16 protein-coding genes are annotated in these 18,681 nt (G+C 64.8%); 6 read left to right on the top strand and 10 right to left on the bottom strand.

The window, feature by feature from the left end:
• Positions 1-77: 77 nt before the first annotated feature.
• Positions 78-1,643, bottom strand: coding sequence for a phospholipase D family protein (locus CLU91_RS23020; RefSeq protein WP_100875970.1), 1,566 nt, complete (start codon positions 1,641-1,643; stop codon positions 78-80).
• A 125-nt stretch (positions 1,644-1,768) separates the two neighbouring features.
• The gene (locus CLU91_RS23025) at positions 1,769-3,526 is read right to left on the bottom strand and encodes an FAD-dependent oxidoreductase (RefSeq protein WP_100875971.1); all 1,758 of its coding nucleotides are present in this window, start codon (positions 3,524-3,526) and stop codon (positions 1,769-1,771) included.
• A gap of 252 nt (positions 3,527-3,778) precedes the next feature.
• Between CLU91_RS23025 and cysM the strand changes: the two genes are divergently transcribed.
• Positions 3,779-4,681, top strand: coding sequence for a cysteine synthase CysM (gene cysM, locus CLU91_RS23030; protein WP_100875972.1), 903 nt, complete (start codon positions 3,779-3,781; stop codon positions 4,679-4,681).
• 89 nt (positions 4,682-4,770) lie between these two features.
• Here the strand turns inward: cysM and CLU91_RS23035 are convergent, their stop codons facing one another.
• From CLU91_RS23035 to CLU91_RS23055, 5 genes are all read right to left on the bottom strand, one after another.
• Positions 4,771-5,103 (bottom strand): hypothetical protein, encoded by a 333-nt coding sequence (locus CLU91_RS23035; RefSeq protein WP_034751784.1) that lies wholly within the window; start codon positions 5,101-5,103, stop codon positions 4,771-4,773.
• Between the two features lie 438 nt (positions 5,104-5,541).
• The gene (gene mltB / locus CLU91_RS23040) at positions 5,542-6,687 is read right to left on the bottom strand and encodes a lytic murein transglycosylase B (protein WP_100875973.1); all 1,146 of its coding nucleotides are present in this window, start codon (positions 6,685-6,687) and stop codon (positions 5,542-5,544) included.
• 8 nt (positions 6,688-6,695) lie between these two features.
• On the bottom strand, positions 6,696-8,714 hold the full coding sequence (locus tag CLU91_RS23045) for a transglutaminase TgpA family protein (protein WP_100875974.1): 2,019 nt from the start codon (positions 8,712-8,714) through the stop codon (positions 6,696-6,698).
• Positions 8,711-9,763, bottom strand: coding sequence for a DUF58 domain-containing protein (locus CLU91_RS23050; RefSeq protein WP_100875975.1), 1,053 nt, complete (start codon positions 9,761-9,763; stop codon positions 8,711-8,713). The genes CLU91_RS23045 and CLU91_RS23050 overlap by 4 nt, the downstream gene beginning before the upstream one ends.
• Positions 9,764-9,768: 5 nt before the next feature.
• Entirely contained in the window at positions 9,769-10,677 is a 909-nt protein-coding gene (locus tag CLU91_RS23055) for an AAA family ATPase (protein ID WP_100875976.1), read from the bottom strand.
• A 244-nt stretch (positions 10,678-10,921) separates the two neighbouring features.
• On the opposite strand from CLU91_RS23055, the gene CLU91_RS23060 reads away from it, so the two are divergent.
• Positions 10,922-11,848, top strand: a complete 927-nt coding sequence (locus CLU91_RS23060; RefSeq protein ID WP_099760275.1) for a histone deacetylase family protein — start codon at positions 10,922-10,924, stop codon at positions 11,846-11,848.
• A 12-nt stretch (positions 11,849-11,860) separates the two neighbouring features.
• Here CLU91_RS23060 and CLU91_RS23065 read toward each other — a convergent pair whose 3' ends face one another.
• Both CLU91_RS23065 and CLU91_RS23070 read right to left on the bottom strand, forming a co-directional pair.
• Positions 11,861-12,187, bottom strand: a complete 327-nt coding sequence (locus CLU91_RS23065; protein ID WP_100875977.1) for a hypothetical protein — start codon at positions 12,185-12,187, stop codon at positions 11,861-11,863.
• Between the two features lie 156 nt (positions 12,188-12,343).
• Positions 12,344-13,084, bottom strand: coding sequence for a hypothetical protein (locus tag CLU91_RS23070; RefSeq protein ID WP_100875978.1), 741 nt, complete (start codon positions 13,082-13,084; stop codon positions 12,344-12,346).
• 285 nt (positions 13,085-13,369) lie between these two features.
• On the opposite strand from CLU91_RS23070, the gene ylqF reads away from it, so the two are divergent.
• Positions 13,370-14,290, top strand: coding sequence for a ribosome biogenesis GTPase YlqF (ylqF, locus tag CLU91_RS23075; protein WP_232730950.1), 921 nt, complete (start codon positions 13,370-13,372; stop codon positions 14,288-14,290).
• A gap of 107 nt (positions 14,291-14,397) precedes the next feature.
• On the opposite strand, the gene CLU91_RS23080 is transcribed toward ylqF, so the two are convergent.
• Positions 14,398-15,216 (bottom strand): DODA-type extradiol aromatic ring-opening family dioxygenase, encoded by an 819-nt coding sequence (locus CLU91_RS23080; protein WP_100875980.1) that lies wholly within the window; start codon positions 15,214-15,216, stop codon positions 14,398-14,400.
• A gap of 112 nt (positions 15,217-15,328) precedes the next feature.
• On the opposite strand from CLU91_RS23080, the gene CLU91_RS23085 reads away from it, so the two are divergent.
• From CLU91_RS23085 to CLU91_RS23095, 3 genes are all read left to right on the top strand, one after another.
• A complete protein-coding gene (locus CLU91_RS23085) occupies positions 15,329-16,219 on the top strand; it encodes a LysR family transcriptional regulator (protein WP_100876885.1) in 891 nt (296 codons plus the stop codon).
• Between the two features lie 98 nt (positions 16,220-16,317).
• Positions 16,318-17,862, top strand: coding sequence for a TonB-dependent receptor domain-containing protein (locus CLU91_RS23090; protein ID WP_100875981.1), 1,545 nt, complete (start codon positions 16,318-16,320; stop codon positions 17,860-17,862).
• A 146-nt stretch (positions 17,863-18,008) separates the two neighbouring features.
• A complete protein-coding gene (locus CLU91_RS23095) occupies positions 18,009-18,680 on the top strand; it encodes a thiol:disulfide interchange protein DsbA/DsbL (protein WP_100875982.1) in 672 nt (223 codons plus the stop codon).
• Position 18,681 lies beyond the last annotated feature (1 nt).

Below are 18,681 nucleotides of genomic sequence, written 5' to 3' on the forward strand. Positions count from 1 at the left end.
CACGAGAAGAAAACCCCGCGTGGTACCGGCCGCGCGGGGTTTTTTTTATGCGCCGCCACTTTGCCCTGTCGATGCGCCTACAGTTGCGACTCGATCGGCAGCCAGCGCATCACGGACACCAGCATGCGGCGCCAGAAGCCTGATTCCGGATCGTGCGTCCACACCTTGGCTGGCTGTTCGGTGGCGTCGGACCAGCGCAGGGCGCCGTTGTCGAGGAACAAGCGGTAGCTGGTGTCGCCCGATGTCGAGTGCAGGAACAGCGCGCGCATGTCGGCCCCCAGCGCGGCATCGTGGAACAGCACGCCCATCTCCGTGTTCAGCTGGGCCGAGCGCGGGTCGAGGTTGAAGGAGCCGACGAAGCCCCGCTGGCCATCGACCACCACGGCCTTGGTATGCAGGCTGGCGCGGCTCGACCCCATCAGGCTGATGCGCTTGCGGTGCAGGGTCTTCAATTCAAACAGGTCGACGCCGCCGCCCAGCAGTGCTTCGCGGTAGCGCGCATAGCCCGCATGCACGAGGGCCACGTCGGTGGCGGCCAGCGAGTTGGTCAGCACACTGACCTTGACGCCGGCGGCAACCTTGTCGGCCAGGCTCTGCGTCAGCGCCGTGCCGGGCACGAAGTAGGGCGAAGTCAGCAGCGCTTCTTCGCGCGCGTCCGTCAGCAGCGGCAGCAGGCTGTGCATGAGCCAGTGCTCGCTGCGCTGCAAACTGGCCACGGGCGCGGCCTTTTCCGGCGGGTCCGACAGCACTTGCACCTGCGCGCTCCAGTGCAGGCGCAGACGGCCATCGAGGTGGGCTTGCAGCTGGCCCGCATCGGTCAGCTGCCGCAGGTAGGGCGAGGCGCCCAGTTCGCCCGTGAGCGCGTCGAGGCGGGCGCGTACCGCCTGCAGTTCAGCTGCGCCCGCATCCTTGCCTTCGTGCAAGGCGCCGATGGGGATGACGGCGCGGCTGTTCCAGAAGCGGTCGAAGATGTCGCTCGTCTGCTGTACGGCGGGGCCCACCAGCAGCAGGTCGGCATCCTGGAAATTGACTTGCTCGGCGGCATCAAAGTATTCATCGCCGATGTTGCGCCCGCCGACCAGGGCCACCCGGCCGTCGACGATCCAGGCCTTGTTGTGCATGCGCCGGTTCAGGCTGACGGCGCGCAAGGCCATTTCCACGGCGCGCAACCAGATGCCGTCGCGGTTGCGGCTGGGGTTGAAGATGCGCACGTCGATCAGCGGATGGCTGTCGAGCGCGAGGATGGCGGCGTCCTGGCCGCGTGCGTTGATATCGTCAAGCAACACGCGCACGCGCACGCCACGGTCGGCCGCGCGCAGCAGTTCGCGCACCAGCAGGCGTCCCGTGACGTCGTTATGCCAGATGTAGTACTGCAGGTCGATGCTGCGGCCCGCTTCGCGCGCGCTCAGGGCGCGCAGGGCGAACGCTTCCAGATTGTCGTCGATCAGGGCCGTGCCGCTCTGGCCCGGGCGCTGCGCCAGCTGCGGCGCCAGCACGCGGTCGAGCAGGGTAGCGTCGGCTGCCACGGGCAAGGCCGTGCCCGGCACCCCCAGCGCGCGTTCGGCGAAGCGTCCGTAGCTGTACAGGGCGCCGATGCTGAGTCCTGCAAACAAGGTGGCCAGCAGCAGCAATTTGACGAGCATGCGGCGCACCGTCAGCGCACCGCGGGCATGCTGCAGCGCGAGAAAAGCCTGGTGGTGTGGAGCATGCGGACTCTTTCAGCGGGATGGCAACAGCCAATTGTAGCAGTTTCTACAATGCACGATTTTCAGGCGGAGCCAGCCGGCAGCCGCGCCAGAAAGCCATGGATCTGCGACACGACCGCCGCCCCTTCACCGACGGCGGCGGCCACGCGCTTGGTCGAGCCGGCGCGCACGTCGCCGATGGCGAACACGCCTGGCACGCTCGTTTCCAGCGCGGCCCGGTCGGGCAAGTCTGGCGGATAGATTGCGTGGCCATGGGCGCGGCATTCGGCGCGCGTGACGTCGAAGCCCGTGCGAATGAAACCCTGTTCGTCGACGGCGACGGCGCAGTCGTGCAGCCAGTCCGTGTTCGGATCGGCGCCCACAAAAAGAAACACGCGGCGCACGGCGCAATCGCATTCTTCACCCGTCTGCTTGTTGCGCCAGCGTACCTCCGTCAAGCCATCGTCGTCGCCTTCGAGGGCGATGATTTCCGTGTGCGTGTGCAAGCTGATGTTGGGCGTGGCGGCGATGCGCTCGATCAGGTAGCTCGACATGCTGGCCGCCAGACCTTCGCCGCGGATCACCATGTGGACTTTGGCCGCGTGACCGGAGAGGAACACGGCCGCCTGGCCGGCCGAATTGCCGCCGCCGACCAAAATGATCTCTTCCTGCTTGCACAGCTTGGCTTCGATGGGCGAGGCCCAGTAATACACGCCCCGTCCCTCATATGTTTTCAGGTTCGCCAGCGAGGGGCGGCGGTAGCGCGCGCCGCACGACAGCACCACCGTGCGGGCGCGCACCTGCGTGCCGTCGCACAGCTTGACGCGCAGCGGCCACGTGTCGCACAGCAAGTTGGCGGCGCCGGCCGGGGTGGCGATTTCGACGCCGAACTTTTGCGCCTGCACATAGGCGCGTCCCGCCAGGGCGCGGCCGGAAATACCGGTGGGAAAGCCCAGATAGTTTTCGATGCGCGCGCTGGCGCCCGCCTGGCCGCCATACGCGCGCTGTTCCAGCGCCAGGACCGATAAGCCTTCGGAGGCCGCATACACGGCCGTGGCCAGGCCTGCGGGACCGGCACCCACCACCAGCACGTCGAAGATCTTGTCGCCGGACAGATCGGGCAGCATGCCCAGGCAGCGTCCCAGTTCTGCATTACCGGGATTTTTCATGATCTTGCCGTCAGGACAGACGACCAAGGGCCATTCCTGCGGCGCGGGCTGGCAGCGTTCGGCCAGCGCGGCGGCGGCCGCATCGGTGGCCGGGTCGAGCACCGTGTGCGGGTGGCCATTGCTCGACAGAAAACTTTGCAGATGGAACAGATTGCCATTGCCACGCGGCCCCACCAGCACGGGGCCGCCCGAATTCGATTCGATCAGCGCCACGCGGCGCAGGATCAGGGCGCGCACGATGCGTTCGCCCATTTCCGCCTCGGCCACGATCAGTGCGCGCAAGGATTCCGAACTGATCTCGAGCAATTCGACGGCACCGACGGCGCTGCCGTTGACGAGGGTGGGGCGGCCGGACAATTGTGCGACCTCGGCAATGAAGTGGCCGACGCCCACTTCGCGCAGCACCGACGCCTGTCCCAGCACTTCGTGGCGCTTGATGCTGACCCGCCCGGACAGTATTACCAGCATGCCGAAGCTGCTGCTGCCTGCCTCGAACAGCGTCGCGCCATCGGCAAAGCGCTGCAGCGTGCCATAGCGCTGCAAGCGCTGCAGTTCGAGCCCATTGAAAACGGGCGAGATCTGGTGGCTGCGGCCCTGCAAGTCGAGCGTGGCGAACTGGACGGGATCGTCCTGCGTTGTTTCGGGAATGAATTCCGGTGTGCTGCTGGCCATGGCGAGTCCGTTCGGAGGCTGAATAAGCAAATAACAAAAATAACTAACAGTGACGAGTCTAGCGCATGCGGCGCGCGCCTGCCGCAATACCCTTTGCGCAAGCCCGGAAATGGCGGCGCGGCAGGCGCCATGCGGCATGTGACGGCGCAGCAAGGCGCAGCAGCGGACCCGGCTGATGCTGCCGATCAGCGATACGCGGGCCGGCATCTCATATTAGAATGGGTCTTTGTTGAAATTACTCAAACAGACACGATGGCATACAAGACACTGGAAGATACGATAGGCAATACCCCGCTGGTGCAGCTGACGCGCTTGCCGGGCGCCGATGCGATTGCGCGCAACAACGTCATCCTCGGCAAGCTGGAAGGCAACAACCCGGCCGGCTCCGTGAAGGACCGCGCGGCCATGTCCATGCTCAAGCGCGCTGAAGAGCGCGGCCTCATCAAGCCGGGTGATACCCTGATCGAGGCCACCAGCGGCAATACGGGCATCGCGCTGGCCATGGCCGCCGCCTTGCGCGGCTACAAGATGCTGCTCTTGATGCCAGACAATCTCAGCGTGGAGCGCCGCCAGAGCATGGCCGCCTACGGCGCCGACATTCTGTTGACGCCGAAAACGGGCGGCATGGAATATGCGCGCGACCTGGCCGAACAGATGCAGAAGGATGGCCGCGGCATCATCCTCGACCAGTTCGCCAACGAAGACAATTCGCGCGCCCACTATGAAAGCACGGGGCCGGAAATCTGGCGCGATACCAATGGCCAGGTCACGCATTTCGTCAGCGCCATGGGCACGACGGGCACCATCATGGGCGTGTCGCGCTATTTGAAGGAACAGAATCGCGCCATCCAGATCATCGGCGCCCAGCCCGAGGACGGTTCGCAGATTCCCGGTATCCGCAAGTGGCCGGAAGCGTACTTGCCGAAAATTTACGACAAGTCGCGCGTGGACCAGGTGGAATACGTGAGCCAGGGCGTGGCCGAGCGCATGGCGCGCAGCCTGGCGGCGGAAGAGGGCTTGTTCTGCGGCATTTCGGCAGCCGGCGCCTGCGAAATCGCGCTGCGCATCTCGCAAACGGTGGAAAACGCAACGATTGTGTTCGTCGTGTGTGACCGCGGCGACCGCTATCTCTCGACCGGCGTGTTTCCTGCTTGATTGTTTTAATGTCGGCCAGAACGGCCTGAGAACTGCTGGAAATACCCCCTCCCCATGGCGGGGAGGGAAAACCTGCAAAACTGGCAGGATCAGCCTTGTGGCGTTTCGCCTTCTTTTGGCTTGAATTGCTTGTCGCTGATGCGGAATTTGTTACGACGGTCACCCATCAGGTAACGCAGGTCGCGGATGCTCAGGTCGCTGACTTCGTGCATGCGGATCAGCAGCGATGCGCCGACAGGCAGGCGGTGGTGACGGATTTTGCTGATGACCGGTGGCGCCACTTCCAGCGCGCGGGACAAGGCTGCATCGTTTTTCAGGCGCAGGTTTTCGATCAAGGTATCGAGCAGTCTGTTTGGGTTGTACTGGAGCAGATCGTCGGAGTCCGAATCGCTGTTCATATCAATGCCGACTTGGTTTGTCATGATGTTAATGTTCCTTCTGTAGTTGCACTGCAAAGTAAAAAACACTCGGAGCTCGCTCTTGCTGCGTTCATGTTCATTCTTTACTAAAAGGAACGAATTCACACACGGTACGATCCGGGATACAGTTTTTCATGATATATACACAATTGTACAGCAGGATTCCATTTCAGGCCGGAAAGCTCTGTAATCTTGCTTTGGATAAAATAGGTGTTGTCATGCTGCAACAGCTATTTATTCTTTATTATGCTCTATGATAGAACAAAAATTGTACTTTGACAAAAGTTAAGTATAGAACCATTTCTGTATTCCGTGCCGCACAAAGGCTGGCGAGCGAGGCTGGCACATGTTATCGGCCCCACCATAGACCTGTTTGCTGGTCGCTTCAAGATCGCTTACGCTTTCTTACAAGTAATATTACAACTTTACACTGACTTTCGGTTAGCGTGCGCGCACTTGACTGATGGCTTTGCCCAAGTCGATCACTGACATGGCATAAAAATAACTTCTGTTGTACTGAGTTATAGCAAAGAAGTTATTGGTTGCCAAGTGATACTCAGTTGCTTCTGAACCATTTTGCAAGTCGATCAAGCCAAACAGCATGTTCCGGGGCGTGGACGGGGCGGCTGTGACGCCGGCTTCCTGCAATTCTTCCAGCCGGTATTTGGCTTGCAAGCCCTGGCCGATGAACTTTTCCCAGGCGTGGCTGGACGAGACGGTGACGGGATAGGTGCTGATGGCCGGATCATCGCGACGCCAGCCGTGCTCGACGAGGAAGTGCGCCACGCTGCCGATGGCGTCGGCGGTGGAATTGCGCAAGTCGATATGGCTATCGCCATCGAAGTCCACCGCGTATTTCATGATGCTGCTGGGCATGAACTGGGGCAGGCCGATGGCGCCCGCATACGAGCCGAGCAGGGTCAAGGGATCGATGCCATCCTTGCGCGCGTACAGCAGCGCGTTTTCCAGTTCCCCCTTGAAAAATTCCATGCGCGCGGCGCGCGTCGGGCTTTCCGGGTAGGAAAACGCCAGGGTCGTCAGCGCGTCGAGCACGCGGAAACGGCCCGTGTTGCGTCCGTACACGGTTTCCACGCCGATGATGCCGACGATGATGTTGGCCGGCACGCCATATTCGCGTTCGGCGCGCGCCAGCGCTTCCGCGTTGTCTTCCCAGAATTTCACGCCCGCATTGATGCGCACCGGCTCGATGAAGCGGGCGCTGTAGGCTTGCCAGTTCTTCGGCTTGCCCGGCGGCGCCGGTTTCATCAGCTGCACGGTCGACTCGACATAGCGCACCTTGCCGATCAGGACATCGAGCTCGGCGCGGTCAAAACCATGCTTGGTAGACATGTCGTCGAGGAAGGCGCGTACTTCTTTCCAGTTGGCATAGTCGACAAATTCGCCTTCGAAGTCGAATTTCGCTGGTGCTTTTTTGGCCGTCGCCTTGGTGGGCGGGGCCTTGGCCGCGCGCACGGCACGGGCGCGGTCAGCGGCGGAAATGTTGCTGTTTTCGCCAGCGTGCGCGGTGGACAGGCACAGAGGAAGGGCGAGGAGCAGGGACAGGGCGGAGGTTTTGATCGGTAACAAGGAGCGTCTCATCGGCATTGGGTTAACAGGTGGCGCAAGCTGCGCCGCGCGCGGGATTGTTCGTCTGGGTTGGCATTACCATACTTCATCGTGGCATAGATTGCCAGAAACTGTGCGATGGCGGCGTGCGCCTCGGGTGTGGCCTTGCCTGCGGCCAGGCGCGCAGCATAACCGTGCGGGCCTTCATGCGGCGCACGGCTGTAGCCGCGCTGCGCCTGCTGGCGACAAAACTGCAGGTACAGGGCGTCGAGCGGATCGCCTAGCCGCGCCTGGCGCCACCAGACCAGTGCGCCAGCCGCGGCAGACAGCAGGGCCAGCACGGCGCAAGCGAGTGCCAGCTTTTTCGCTGGCATGTTTTTCAAGCCATCGAGCATGGCGCGCTGGCGTTGCGGCGTGGTGTCGAGCACCCAGTTGCTCCAGGCGTGCTCGGCCTGCTGCCATTGCTGGCGCCACGCGGCAAGCGCCCCGTGCGCGCCGCCATCGAGGCCGGCCAGGGCGCGCCAGGCCGTCAGCGGCGACGCGGCCGGCGGCAGGGCGGCGTCGAGGTTGCGCTCCGTGCGCTGGGGCGCGACGGCGCTGGTGGGATCGACGCGCACCCAGCCCCGGCCCGCCAGCCACACTTCGCTCCAGGCATGGGCGTCGGACTGGCGCACCGTCAAGCTGTTGTCGCTAGCGTTGCGCAGGCCGCCTTGGTAACCGGTGACGACGCGCGCGGGTATGCCCATGGCGCGCATCAGCACGACGAAGCTGCCCGCGTAGTGTTCGCAAAAGCCCGCCTGCGTGCCAAACAGGAAGTCGTCGACGCCATGCTTGCCCAGCAGCGGTGGCTGCAAGGTGTAGCGGAAGGGCGCGCGGCGAAAGTGATCGAGCACGGCGGCGATGGCGGCGGCGGGCGCCAGCGCCTGCGCGCCGCTGCCGCGCAGTGCGCGGGCCCAGGCCACGCTGCGCGGGTTGCTGCCAGCGGGCAAGGCCAGCCATGGCTGCTGCTGTGCTGGCGACAAGCTTGCCTGCAAGCGGTAGCGGGGCTGGGAACTGACGCGGTAATGCACGGTCGAAGTAATGGGCTCGATGGTCAGCACTTCCAGCGCGGACGAGACGACATACGGGTTGCCGGGCAGGCGTTCGATGCTGCGCGGCACGTCGAGCGCGAAGATGCGCCGCTGGCCGTTCGCTGGCAAGGTCACTTCGTAGTGGCTGGGCGGCCCTTCCAGCGCGATGTCGATGCGGCTGTCGCTGGCGGGTGCGCTGCCAGCGCCCCTGCGCGTCCAGGTGGCGCCGTCGAAGTCGCCCAGCACCACGCCGCGCCAGTACAGCTGCTCTTGCGGCGGGAGTGGCGTGGAAAAGCGGGCCGTGAAGACGGGTTCGTTTGATACGGCCAGCGAGGCGATGGCCCCCGGCTGCATGCTGTCGGACAAGCCTGTGCGCGCCTGCGCGCCCTCGTGCGGTGCAGCCCACAGGGGCGCGCCGGGGCGCGGCAGGGCAAGAAACAGTACGGCCGCCAAGGGAAGGGCCAGCGCCAGCATGCGCCCCAGCAAATTTAACCGTTGCGCCAGGCGGGGCTGCAGCGTGCCGTACTGGGCCGACAGCAGGGCCGCCAGCAGGACGATGACGGTGGCCAGCATCCAGGCGGCGCTGAGGATGCCTTGCGTATGGAAAAAGTTCGCCAATAGCAAAAAGAAACTGAGGAAGACGAGCACGAAGATGTCGCGCCGGCCATGCATTTCCAGCGACTTCAAGGCCAGCAGCAGGGCCAGCAGGGCCACGCCGGGATCGCGTCCCAGCAGCGTGTCATAGCTGGCGTACACGCCGGCGATGCCCAGCAGGGCCAGCGGCGCCAGCACCGCGAGCGGCGGCTGGCGCCGGCCCCGCACGGTGAGGACGATGCGCCACAGCAGGAGGGCGGCAGCGGCAGCCGATAGCCACGGCGGCAGGTGCAGCGCGTGGGGCGCGAGCACCATGGCGGCGGCCAGCAACAGCAGCATCATATCGGCTTTCTCGCGCGGCAAGCCGCTCAGCCAGGCTTTCATGGCGTCCCCTGCGCTGGCGGCAAATTGTGCGGCAAATCGTGCAGCAATTCGTGTGGCAAATCGTGCGGCGAAGCATGCAGGGCCAGTGCGCGCAGGCAGGCGTCGCGCTGGCTGGCACCCAGGGCCGGTGCCAGGGTCAGCCGCCCCAGGCGCAAGCCATATGGCAAGCCCGTGCGTTCGGCCTGCAGCACCCAGGCGGCCAGGCGCGACAAACGCGCTTCCGGCGCCAGCGCATGCAGGGTGGCGTAGTCGAGCAGAAGCTTGCCATGCATGCCGTGCGCTGTGCCCTTTGGTGCGTCGGAGGCTGGCTGGAATTGCTTGCTGAATAAATGCTCGCCATCATGGCGGGCGATCTGGCGCCAGGCCAGGCGCTGCAAGGGGTCGCCCGGCTGGTAGGCGCGCACGCCTGTCAGCTCCTGGGCGCCGCCGGGCAAGTCTGGCCAGCCTGGCCAGCCTGGCTGCCGTGCCTGCTGTACTGTGCCGGCCGGCCACGGCAGCGGCGGCGCATCTTGCTCGGGCTGCGGATACACGAGCACGCGCGCCTCGGGCTGCCAATGGCACCAAGCAACAAACAGGCCCAGCGGAAAACTGCCGGACAGGCGCACGGCTGGCGCATTGAGCCAACCTCGTTGTCGGGCTGGCATGCCGATGCTGACGGCCGTTTCGCCGTGGGCGGCGATATCGGCCAGGCCGGGTGCCGCCGGCGAACCGCTGACGGCCAGGTGGATCGCATGGCGCGGGCGGCTGCTGCGGTTGATCAGGCGCAAGGTGAACAAGGCATGGCTGCCCGCAAACACGGGCTTGCCCGGCGCTGCGGCCAGCGCCAGGCCCGCCAGGTTGCGGCTGCTAAACAGCATGTCGGCGATGGCGCAGGCGGCCGCGAAATACGTGAGCGCATAGCCCAGGCCCAGGCCGTAATTGACGGCGGCGATCCACAGGGCCAGCAGCAGCGCGGCAAACGCCAGGCCCGCACGCGAGGGACGGATGTGCACGCGCTGCGCGCCCAGCCAAGGGCGCGCCGGCAGCCATGGAATAGTGCGCCAGCGCATGCCGCTCAGACGGGGATGCTCAACAGCAGATGCTGCAGCAGCGCGCGGCTGTCCACCGACCCTTGCGCCGCATGCAGGCGGTGGGCGCAGACGGGCAGCAGCACGGCTTGCACATCGTCGGGCGTGACGTGGTCGCGTCCGGCCAGGGCGGCCCAGGCGCGCGCCGCTTGCAGCAGGGCCAGCGCGGCGCGCGGGCTGAGGCCATCGGCAAACACGCCCGGCGCGCGGGTGGCATGCACGAGGGCCAGCACGTAGTCGACCACGGCGGGCGAGGCGTGGATGGCGCGCAAGCCTGCTTGCGCTTGCAGCAATTCTTCCGCGTTCATGACGGCCGGCAAGGTGTGCAGCATGGCGCGGCGGTCGGCACCCAGCAGCAGCGCCCGTTCGGCGGCCGCATCGGGATAGCCCAGGGTGACGCACATGAGAAAACGGTCGAGCTGCGATTCGGGCAGCGGGAAAGTGCCCAGCTGGTGCGCGCAGTTTTGCGTGGCGATGACGAAAAACGGTTGCGGCAGCGCGTGCGTGACGCCATCGAGCGTCACTTGCCGCTCTTCCATCGCTTCGAGCAAGCCCGATTGCGTCTTCGGCGTGGCGCGGTTGATCTCGTCGGCCAGCAGTACTTGCGTGAACAGGGGGCCGGGGTGGAAGACGAAGCTGGCGCTGGCGCGGTCATACACGCTCATGCCGGCCACGTCGGCGGGCAGCAGGTCGCTGGTAAATTGCTGGCGCTTCCATTGCAGGCCCAGCGAGATGGCCAGCGCATGCGCCAGCGTGGTCTTGCCCACGCCGGGCACGTCTTCGATCAGCAGGTGGCCGCCCGCCAGCACGCAGGCGAGGGTCTGGCGGATCTGCAAGTGTTTGCCGACGAGAACTTCGTCGATTTGCTGTGCGGCCTGGTGTATTTTCGAAAACATGCTATTTCTATCACAGTACAACGGATTATTTAATTTACAATCGCTTTGGCCAGGTCAAACGGCGCCGCCCGCCAGCTGCGCGCTCGTGGTAGATTAGAGTCACAGCAAAGGCGGCAAGGGCGGCACAGACCAGCCAGTGATTTTATGCGAGAACGCGCCAGGCAGGCAGGAATGCTCTGCAGTGATTCCGGCGCGCGTTCCCGGTATGGATAGAGAGCAGAGACAGAGGTAACCAGTACAGCGCATGAGCACAGCCATTTATACCCATCCCGATTGCCAGCGCCATGAAATGGGCGACTGGCACCCTGAATCGCCGGCCCGCTTGCAGGCCATCAACGATCAATTGATCCTCGCGCATATCAGCGACCTGGTCGAGCACCGCGACGGCGTGCGCGCGCAATTGTCCGACATCGAGCGCAACCACAGTGCCACGGCCATCGGCCTGGTGCGCGACAATGTGCCGGCCGAGGGCGACTACTATCCGCTCGACGGCGACACCTTGCTCAACGCGCACAGCTACGAGGCGGCCCTGGCCGCCGCTGGCTCGGCCGTGACTGCCACGGACGCCGTGATCGATGGCGAGATCAGCAACGCCTTTTGCGCGATCCGCCCGCCCGGCCACCATGCGCGGCCCAGCGAGCCCATGGGTTTCTGCCTGTTCAACAATGTCGCCATCGCCGCCAAGCATGCGCTCGACGTGCGCGGCCTCGACCGAGTCGCCATCGTCGACTTTGACGTCCACCATGGCAATGGCACGGCCGAATCCGTGGCAAACGATCCGCGCATCCTGATGGTGAGTTTTTTCCAGCACCCGTTTTATCCGTACAGCGATGTCGAGTCCTATACGGATACGCGCGTCAACGTGCCCGTGCCGGCCCGCTCGAAGGGCGATGCCGTGCGCCAGCTGGTGCTTGACCACTGGCTGCCGGCACTGCACCGGCAGCAGCCGCAGATGATTTTCATTTCCGCCGGTTTCGATGCCCACCGCGAAGACGATGTGGGCGGCATGGGCCTGGTGGAGGCCGACTACACGTGGCTGACGCAGCAAATGATGGCCGTCGCCAATCAGTATGGCAAGGGCCGCATCGTCAGCTGCCTCGAAGGGGGCTACAACCTGTCGTCGCTGGGCCGCAGCGTGGCGGCGCACGTGAAGGCGCTGGCGGAGCTGTAACGGTGCAGCGAACTACAGCAAGCTGGGGCGGCTGCTGGAATTGGTGTGGCGGTGCGTCTGGTAGTCGAGTTTATCGCCGGCCATGAAGCAGCGCCAGGCTTGCGTGTAGACGAGCGATGATTTCTCCGCGTCGAAGCTGTCGAGCTGGAGCATGTCGCGGTGGTGCTTGATTTCATTGACCAATTGGTCATACAGCATTTGCAAGCCATAGCTGTCGGCGCTCTGGCGTTTCAGGCGCTCTTGCAGCTGCGCCACTTGTCCCTGTAATTGCCGGCATTCCTTCTTCCAGTCATTGCGCGGCACGCGCTTGGGCGCCTTGCCAGTGTCTTCCATCATCATATCGAACTATTCCCGTTGCATATCTCCCGGGCGGGAGCCAGCCTGGAAAAATATTGCTTTTCATTTAAGAGGCGATATTAAAGCACACTTTTTTATTACTCTCAGTAAATAAAAGAATCCATGTGGAAATACTTGACCTGGTTTCCCGTGCGCGTGTCACTGGTGCAGCGCCGCCTTCATGGGCGCAGCGGGGGCGGCTTCGGCCATGTGGCCGTCGTCGGCATACGTCAGGGTCAGCAGGGTATTGTCGTCCCAGCTTGCGTCATGCAGCGGCGGCACGTAGCGCTGGCGGTCTTGCGTGACGCGGATGTCCAGCGCGCGTTCGCCCGAGCGCGCCTGCACGGCGGCGAGGCTGCGCGGGACGGGATACAGCACGTGGATCAGCGACGAGTGGCACGGTCCACCCGCCAGGCGGAACAGGTTGCGCCGCACAAACGGCAGCTGCTCCTGTTCGACGGCCCAGCGGATTTCGCATTCCAGGCGCAAGTCGCCCAGGCGGCGCACGTTTGCGGGCAGTCCCGGCGTGTGGATGTCGGCGCGCCAGCGCAGGGTGTCGCGCTTCTTGTTGCTGACCAGGTCGGCATTCGCATCGTAGGCGGTCTTGTCGCGCGACAAAGTGAAGCCGCCATCGGCCGCCAGCGGCACGGGGATCGACAGGTTGTCGGCCGACAGGTGCAAGGTCACGCCATCGAGCCTGGCCTGCGGCGTGGCGGGGACCAGCATGAAGCGCAGCGGCGCGTCCGGCGCCAGGCGCTGGTGGTCGGCATATGCGTCGAGTCCCTTGAGCATGGTGCGGTAGGGGCGCAAGTCAGGATCGCGCGTGCCTTGCACGTCGACAACCTGCTGCATTTCCTGGTTCACTGGATCGCCTGGCGCCGCCGTTTGTTCCTGGGCCATGGCGGGCAAGAGGCAGGTGGAAAGGGCGGCGAGGAGACAAAGACGGGGAAGATGCATGGAATGCGTGCCAGGTTGAGCGTGCAATGGGGAAACCAGTCCAGACTGGATGGACTGCGGATCTTATCATTCAAGTAACTGCTAAATTATCACCAATTGTCTCGTTCGCGTCGCACGGCTGGCGCTGGCGGCGGAAAATGCGACGTCGTGGCGGCAACCACGTAAAATAGCGGATTGACTGAACGAACTGAAGGCAAGAGCATGGCGATACAATGGTACCCAGGACACATGAACGCGGCCCGCAAGAAAGCGGCCGAGACCATGGAAAACACCGACCTGGTGATTGAAGTGGTGGACGCGCGCCTGCCGGCAGCCAGCTGCAATCCCATGGTGGACGAGTTGCGCCTGTTCCGCCAGCGCCCTTGCCTGAAGATCCTCAACAAGACCGACCTGGCCGATCCTGCCGCCACGGCCGCCTGGGTGGCGTACTTCAATGCCCAGGAAGGCGTGACCGCGTACGCGATGACGACCAAGAAGCCGGGCGACGTGGCGCGCATCCCTGACCTGGCCAAATCGCTGGCGCCGCACCGGGGCGTGCCGACGAAACCGCTGCGCATCATGATCATGGGCATCCCCAACGTGGGCAAGTCGACCCTGATGAACGCGCTGCTGAAAAAGCGCGTGGCCAAGGTGGGCGACGAGCCGGCAGTGACGAAAATGCAGCAAAAGCTGTACCTGGACAAGAACACCATCCTCGTCGACACGCCCGGCATGCTGTGGCCGAAGATCGCCATCCCCAGCGATGGCCTGATGCTGGCCGCCAGCCACGCCATCGGCTCGAACGCGCTGATCGAAGAGGAAGTGGCCGTGTTCCTGGCCGAGGAATTGCTCAAGCGCTACCCGGACTTGCTGGCGACCCGCTACGGCACCAAGGTCGGTGAAGTCGACGCCATCGGCGTGGTCGAGGGCATTGCCGCCAAGCGCGGCTTCCGCATCAAGGGCGGCGACTACGATTTCGAGAAAGCGTCGCACACCTTGCTGCTCGACTACCGCAGCGGCATCCTCGGACGTATCTCTCTGGAAACGCCGGACACGCGCGCGGCCCTGCTGGCCCAGCACGCGGCCGAGATGGCGGAAAAAGCGGCCAAGGCGGCCGAGATTGCCGCCGAGAAGGCGAAGAATGCGGCGCGCGGCAAGCGCGGCTCGTAATTCACGGCCGCCAATTCACCCCAAAGCAAATTCTGGGGTCAGACCCCCGGTGACGTTGGCGCTGAACCAGCCGTTAGCGGTGTTGGGGGTCTGACCCCGGCTCGTTGCTAATTTCCGCCAGTCGTTCCAAACCGGAAACTGGTCACCGCCAGCGCCCCAAAAAAATCGTCCTCGTGGTACACCACCTGCGCCGCTTCCTGCTCGGCCGCGCCGAGCGCCACCATCAGCGGCAGCAAGTGATCTTCCTGCGGATGGGCCTGGCGCGCGCCGGGGGCACGGTCCCAGGCCAGCAGTTGCGCCAGCCTTTGTTCTGGCGGCAGGGCCATGGTCTGGCGCAGCCAGGCGTCGAACTGGTGCGAGGCGACGGCGCCCGCCTGGCCGAACTGGCGCAGGTTATGGTAAGACAGGCCGCTGCCGACGATCAGCACGCCTTGCCGGCGCAGGCTGGCCAGAGCGCGGCCCACCTCGACATGGGTCAGCGGGTCATAGCCGTGTTTCAGCGACAGCTGCACCAGCGGCACGTCCGCCTGCGGGTAGATGGGGAACAGGGCGCTGAAGGTGCCGTGGTCGAAGCCCCGCTCGTGGTCGAGGCGCGCCGGGTGGCCGGCCGCGTCGAGCAATTGTTTTACCTGTGCCGCCAGTGCCGGCGCGCCCGGTGCCGGGTACTGGATTTGATAGGTGTGCGGCGGAAAGCCCGAATAATCGTAGATCATGCCCGGCTGCGCGCTGGCCGAGACGAGAAATTGCGGCCCTTCCCAGTGCGCCGTCACCACCAGCACGGCTTTCGGGCGCGCGCCGATCTGGCGCGGGATATCCTGCAACGATGCTTCGAGCACGTCGTAGCGGCCGCCGAACTGCTCTTTCATGAACGGCCACGGGCCGCCGCCGTGCGACAGGAAGTAGGTGGGGAAGGTGTGTTCTTGCATGGCGGCTCCGCAGTGGAATGGCTGATGCTATCGATGATAGTCATGTGCGGTCAGTTGATCAAGATCGCAATTATTGATATATCATTTCCATTTTGTTGATGATGGGATGGTCATGGATACCTTGCGCAGCATGCGCGTGTTTCGCGCCGTGGTGGAACTGGACAGCTTCGTGCGCGCCAGCGAGCGCCTCGATCTGTCGCCGGCCATGGTCAGCAAGCACGTGATGCACCTGGAGCGCCACCTGGGCGCGCGCCTGCTGAACCGCAGCAGCCGCCACCTGAGCCTGACGGAAATCGGCAAGGTGTACTTCGAACAGTGCCGCGACATGCTCGACAACCTCGACGAGGTGGAAGCGACCGTGGGCCGCACGACCGTGGTGCCGCGCGGCATGCTGCGCCTGAGCGCGCCCGTCTGGTTCGCCAATGCCATCTTTACGCGCACTCTGGTGGCCTACCGCGAGCGCTTTCCGGAAGTGACGTTCGACATCGACTTGAGCGGAAGAGTCGTCAATCTGGTGGAAGAGGGTTTCGACCTGGCCCTGCGCGTGAGCCAGGCGCCATCGCCGGCCCTGATCGCGCGGCCCATCGGCAGCATCGCCTTTCACCTGGTGGCCGCGCCCGCCTACCTGGCGCGCGCGGGCCATCCGCACGTGCCGCAGGACCTGGCGCAGCACGCAATGATCAGCTATTCGCTGTTATCAAATGGCAATGAATTGACGTTTGACGGCCCGCAGGGACACGAGACGGTGAAGTTTACGCCCGTGCTGCAATGCAACAACGAAAGCCTGCTGCATGCGGCCGCGCTCGACGGCATGGGCATCGCCTTGCTGCCGTCGTGGCAAACGGATGCGGACCTGGCGGCCGGGCGGCTGGTGCGCCTCTTCGACGATTTCAAGTTGGCGGGCGGCAGTGTCTACGCCGTCTACACGAGCCGCCGCTACCTGTCCTCGAAAGTGCGCACCTTCATCGACTTCCTGGCCGATGAAGGGCGCCTGGGCCGCTGATGGCCCCGGCGGCGCGCGCCGTGCGTATAATGATTCGCTTTTGCCATCCTCCCGTTTCACTACCGTGCGTGCCCCGGTAGCGCACCCAGCTTGCCGCCATGATGCCTGCCTCTCCCGCCCTGACCATCGCCATGCGCACCTTGCTGCTGTGCGCCCTGGCCATGCCGGCGTGCGCGCAGGAAGGCGTGGCTGGCGTGGACGGCGCTGCGCCCGGCGTCACGCATGGCGACTTGTCCACCGAACTGGCGCAGGGCGGCCAGCACAGCGTGCGCGGCGCCCTGTCGCGCGACCAGGACGGCATGTCGCTCGATGTGGCCGTCGACGCGCTGCGCAATGGCAATTACCGCGATGGCAGCGTGTTTCACCAGCGCGGCTTTAACGGCGGCGCGGAATGGAAGCTGCGCCAGGGCCGTTTCGGCTTCAGCGCCGACCAGCTGAACCAGGACACCCGCTATCCCGCGCCCGAGGCGCCCTTCCTGGCCTTGCTGGCGGCCCGCCCGGAAGACCTGTACCGCTATGAAGTGCGGCGCGCCAGCGCTTTCGTGCAGCGCTATGTCGGCAAGTTCGAGCTGGGCGTGGAGCTGTCGCAGCGGGAAAAGCGCGCCACCGCCCACTATGCGGGCGCGGGCGGCAGCAGCGAATCGAGGTACAGCAGCCGCCGCCGGCAACTGGCGCCCCGCGTGCGTCATTACGACAAGGTGGGCGGCGTGGGCACGGATACGGAAGTGGGCCTGGACCTGATGCAGTGGGAGCGGCGCTCGGGCCGCGATGGCGATGGACGGCGCCGGCAGTATTCGCGCGCGCTGCTGCTGCGCGAAGAGCTGGCGTTCGGCGGCCCGTATGCGCCGCGTTTGCTGCTGGGCTTGCGGCATGAACAGTTCCAGCTCGATCCGGCCGACCTGCCCGCCGGCGGCAGCGACTGGGAAAACCAGAACGCCTGGGACGTGCAGGGCAGCCTGCAGCTGCGCCCGCAGCTGAGCGTTTACGCCAAGGCCGCGCGCAGCTACCGCATCGATGACGACGGCTATACCCGCGCCGGCTACCGCCCCCTGGCGGGCCAGCTGCGGCGCGAAACGGAAGTGGGTGCCACCTTCGGCGACGCGGCGCGCAGCGCTTCCGTGCGCGTCTTCAGCGAGCGCCTGAGCAACCAGATCGTCTTCGACCAGAACCTGGGCCAGCTGGGCTTTGCGGGCAACCTCGACCCCTCGCGCCGCGACGGCATCGCCATCGAGGCGGGCATGGCGCTGGCGCGCGACTGGCGCCTCGACGCGCAGCTACGGCAAGTGCACGCGCGCTATGACGATTACACCTACGATGGCCCGGATATCGCCCTCGTGCCCAAGACCCGCGCCAGCCTGCGCCTGTACTGGACGGGGCAGGCCGGCGCCAGTGCCGACATGGGCGTGCAATGGCTGCGCGCCCTGCGCTATGGCCCCGATTTCGGCAACAGCTGCCTGGCGCAGGTGCCCGCATTCGCCACCGTGGACGGACGCTATGTGCGCAAGCTGGGCGCCTGGGAGCTGGAACTGGCCGGCAGCAACCTGGCCAACCGCCGCCATTACGGCGATGCGCCCGGTTGCCGCTCGAGCATTTACCTCAACGATGCGCGCCAGCTGCGCGTGTCGGCGCGCTACCATTTTTGAGGCGCAAGCGCAGCGGGGCTTAAATGCGGCTTAAGCGGGCGCAAAGCGGGGCGATAAACGCGGCTTTTTTCCGCCCGGGCTTCATCGGCCGGCGCAAAAAGTGGTAATCTCGCCCCGTTCACGACCACTTATGATGAAGGATTATTATGCGTTTTCTGCGTTTCTTGCGCCCCCTGCTTGCCGCCGTCACCCTGGTGGCGGCCACCGGCGGCGCCATGGCTGCCGATATCGGCTTTACCACGCTCCCGACGCCAGTGCGCACGGACACGGGCAAGAAGGTGGAAGTGGTCGAGTACTTCATGTATTCGTGCCCGCACTGCTACGTGCTCGATCCGCTGATGCACGACTGGGTCAAGAAGCAGGGCGACAAGATCGCCTTCCGCCGCGTCCACCTGGCCGCCACCGGCCCGAAAGACCCGCAGGCGCACGCGTATGCCACGCTGGAAGCGATGGGCCAGCTGGACCAGTTCCACGACAAGATCTTCCGCGCCATCCACGTCGAGCGCAACCGCCTGAACCGCGATGACGCCATCCTCGACCTGCTGGTCAAGAACGGCATCGACAAGGCGAAATACCTGGACATGTTCAACTCCTTCGGCGTGCAGACCAAGCTGAAACGCAACGAGCAGCTGATCACCGCCAGCAAGATCGAGAGCGCGCCGACCATCGTCATCGACGGCCGCTTCGTCACGTCGCCGGCGCAGCTGTCGCGTCCGGGCCAGTCCGAGCGCCAGACGCAGGATGCAACCCTGCGTGTGATGGATGAACTGGTGGCGCGCACCCTGAAAGAGCGCGCTCCCGCGCCAGCGAAGAAGTAAC

Origin of the sequence: Janthinobacterium sp. 64, assembly GCF_002813325.1 — a bacterium.
Taxonomy (GTDB): Bacteria; Pseudomonadota; Gammaproteobacteria; order Burkholderiales; family Burkholderiaceae_D; genus Janthinobacterium.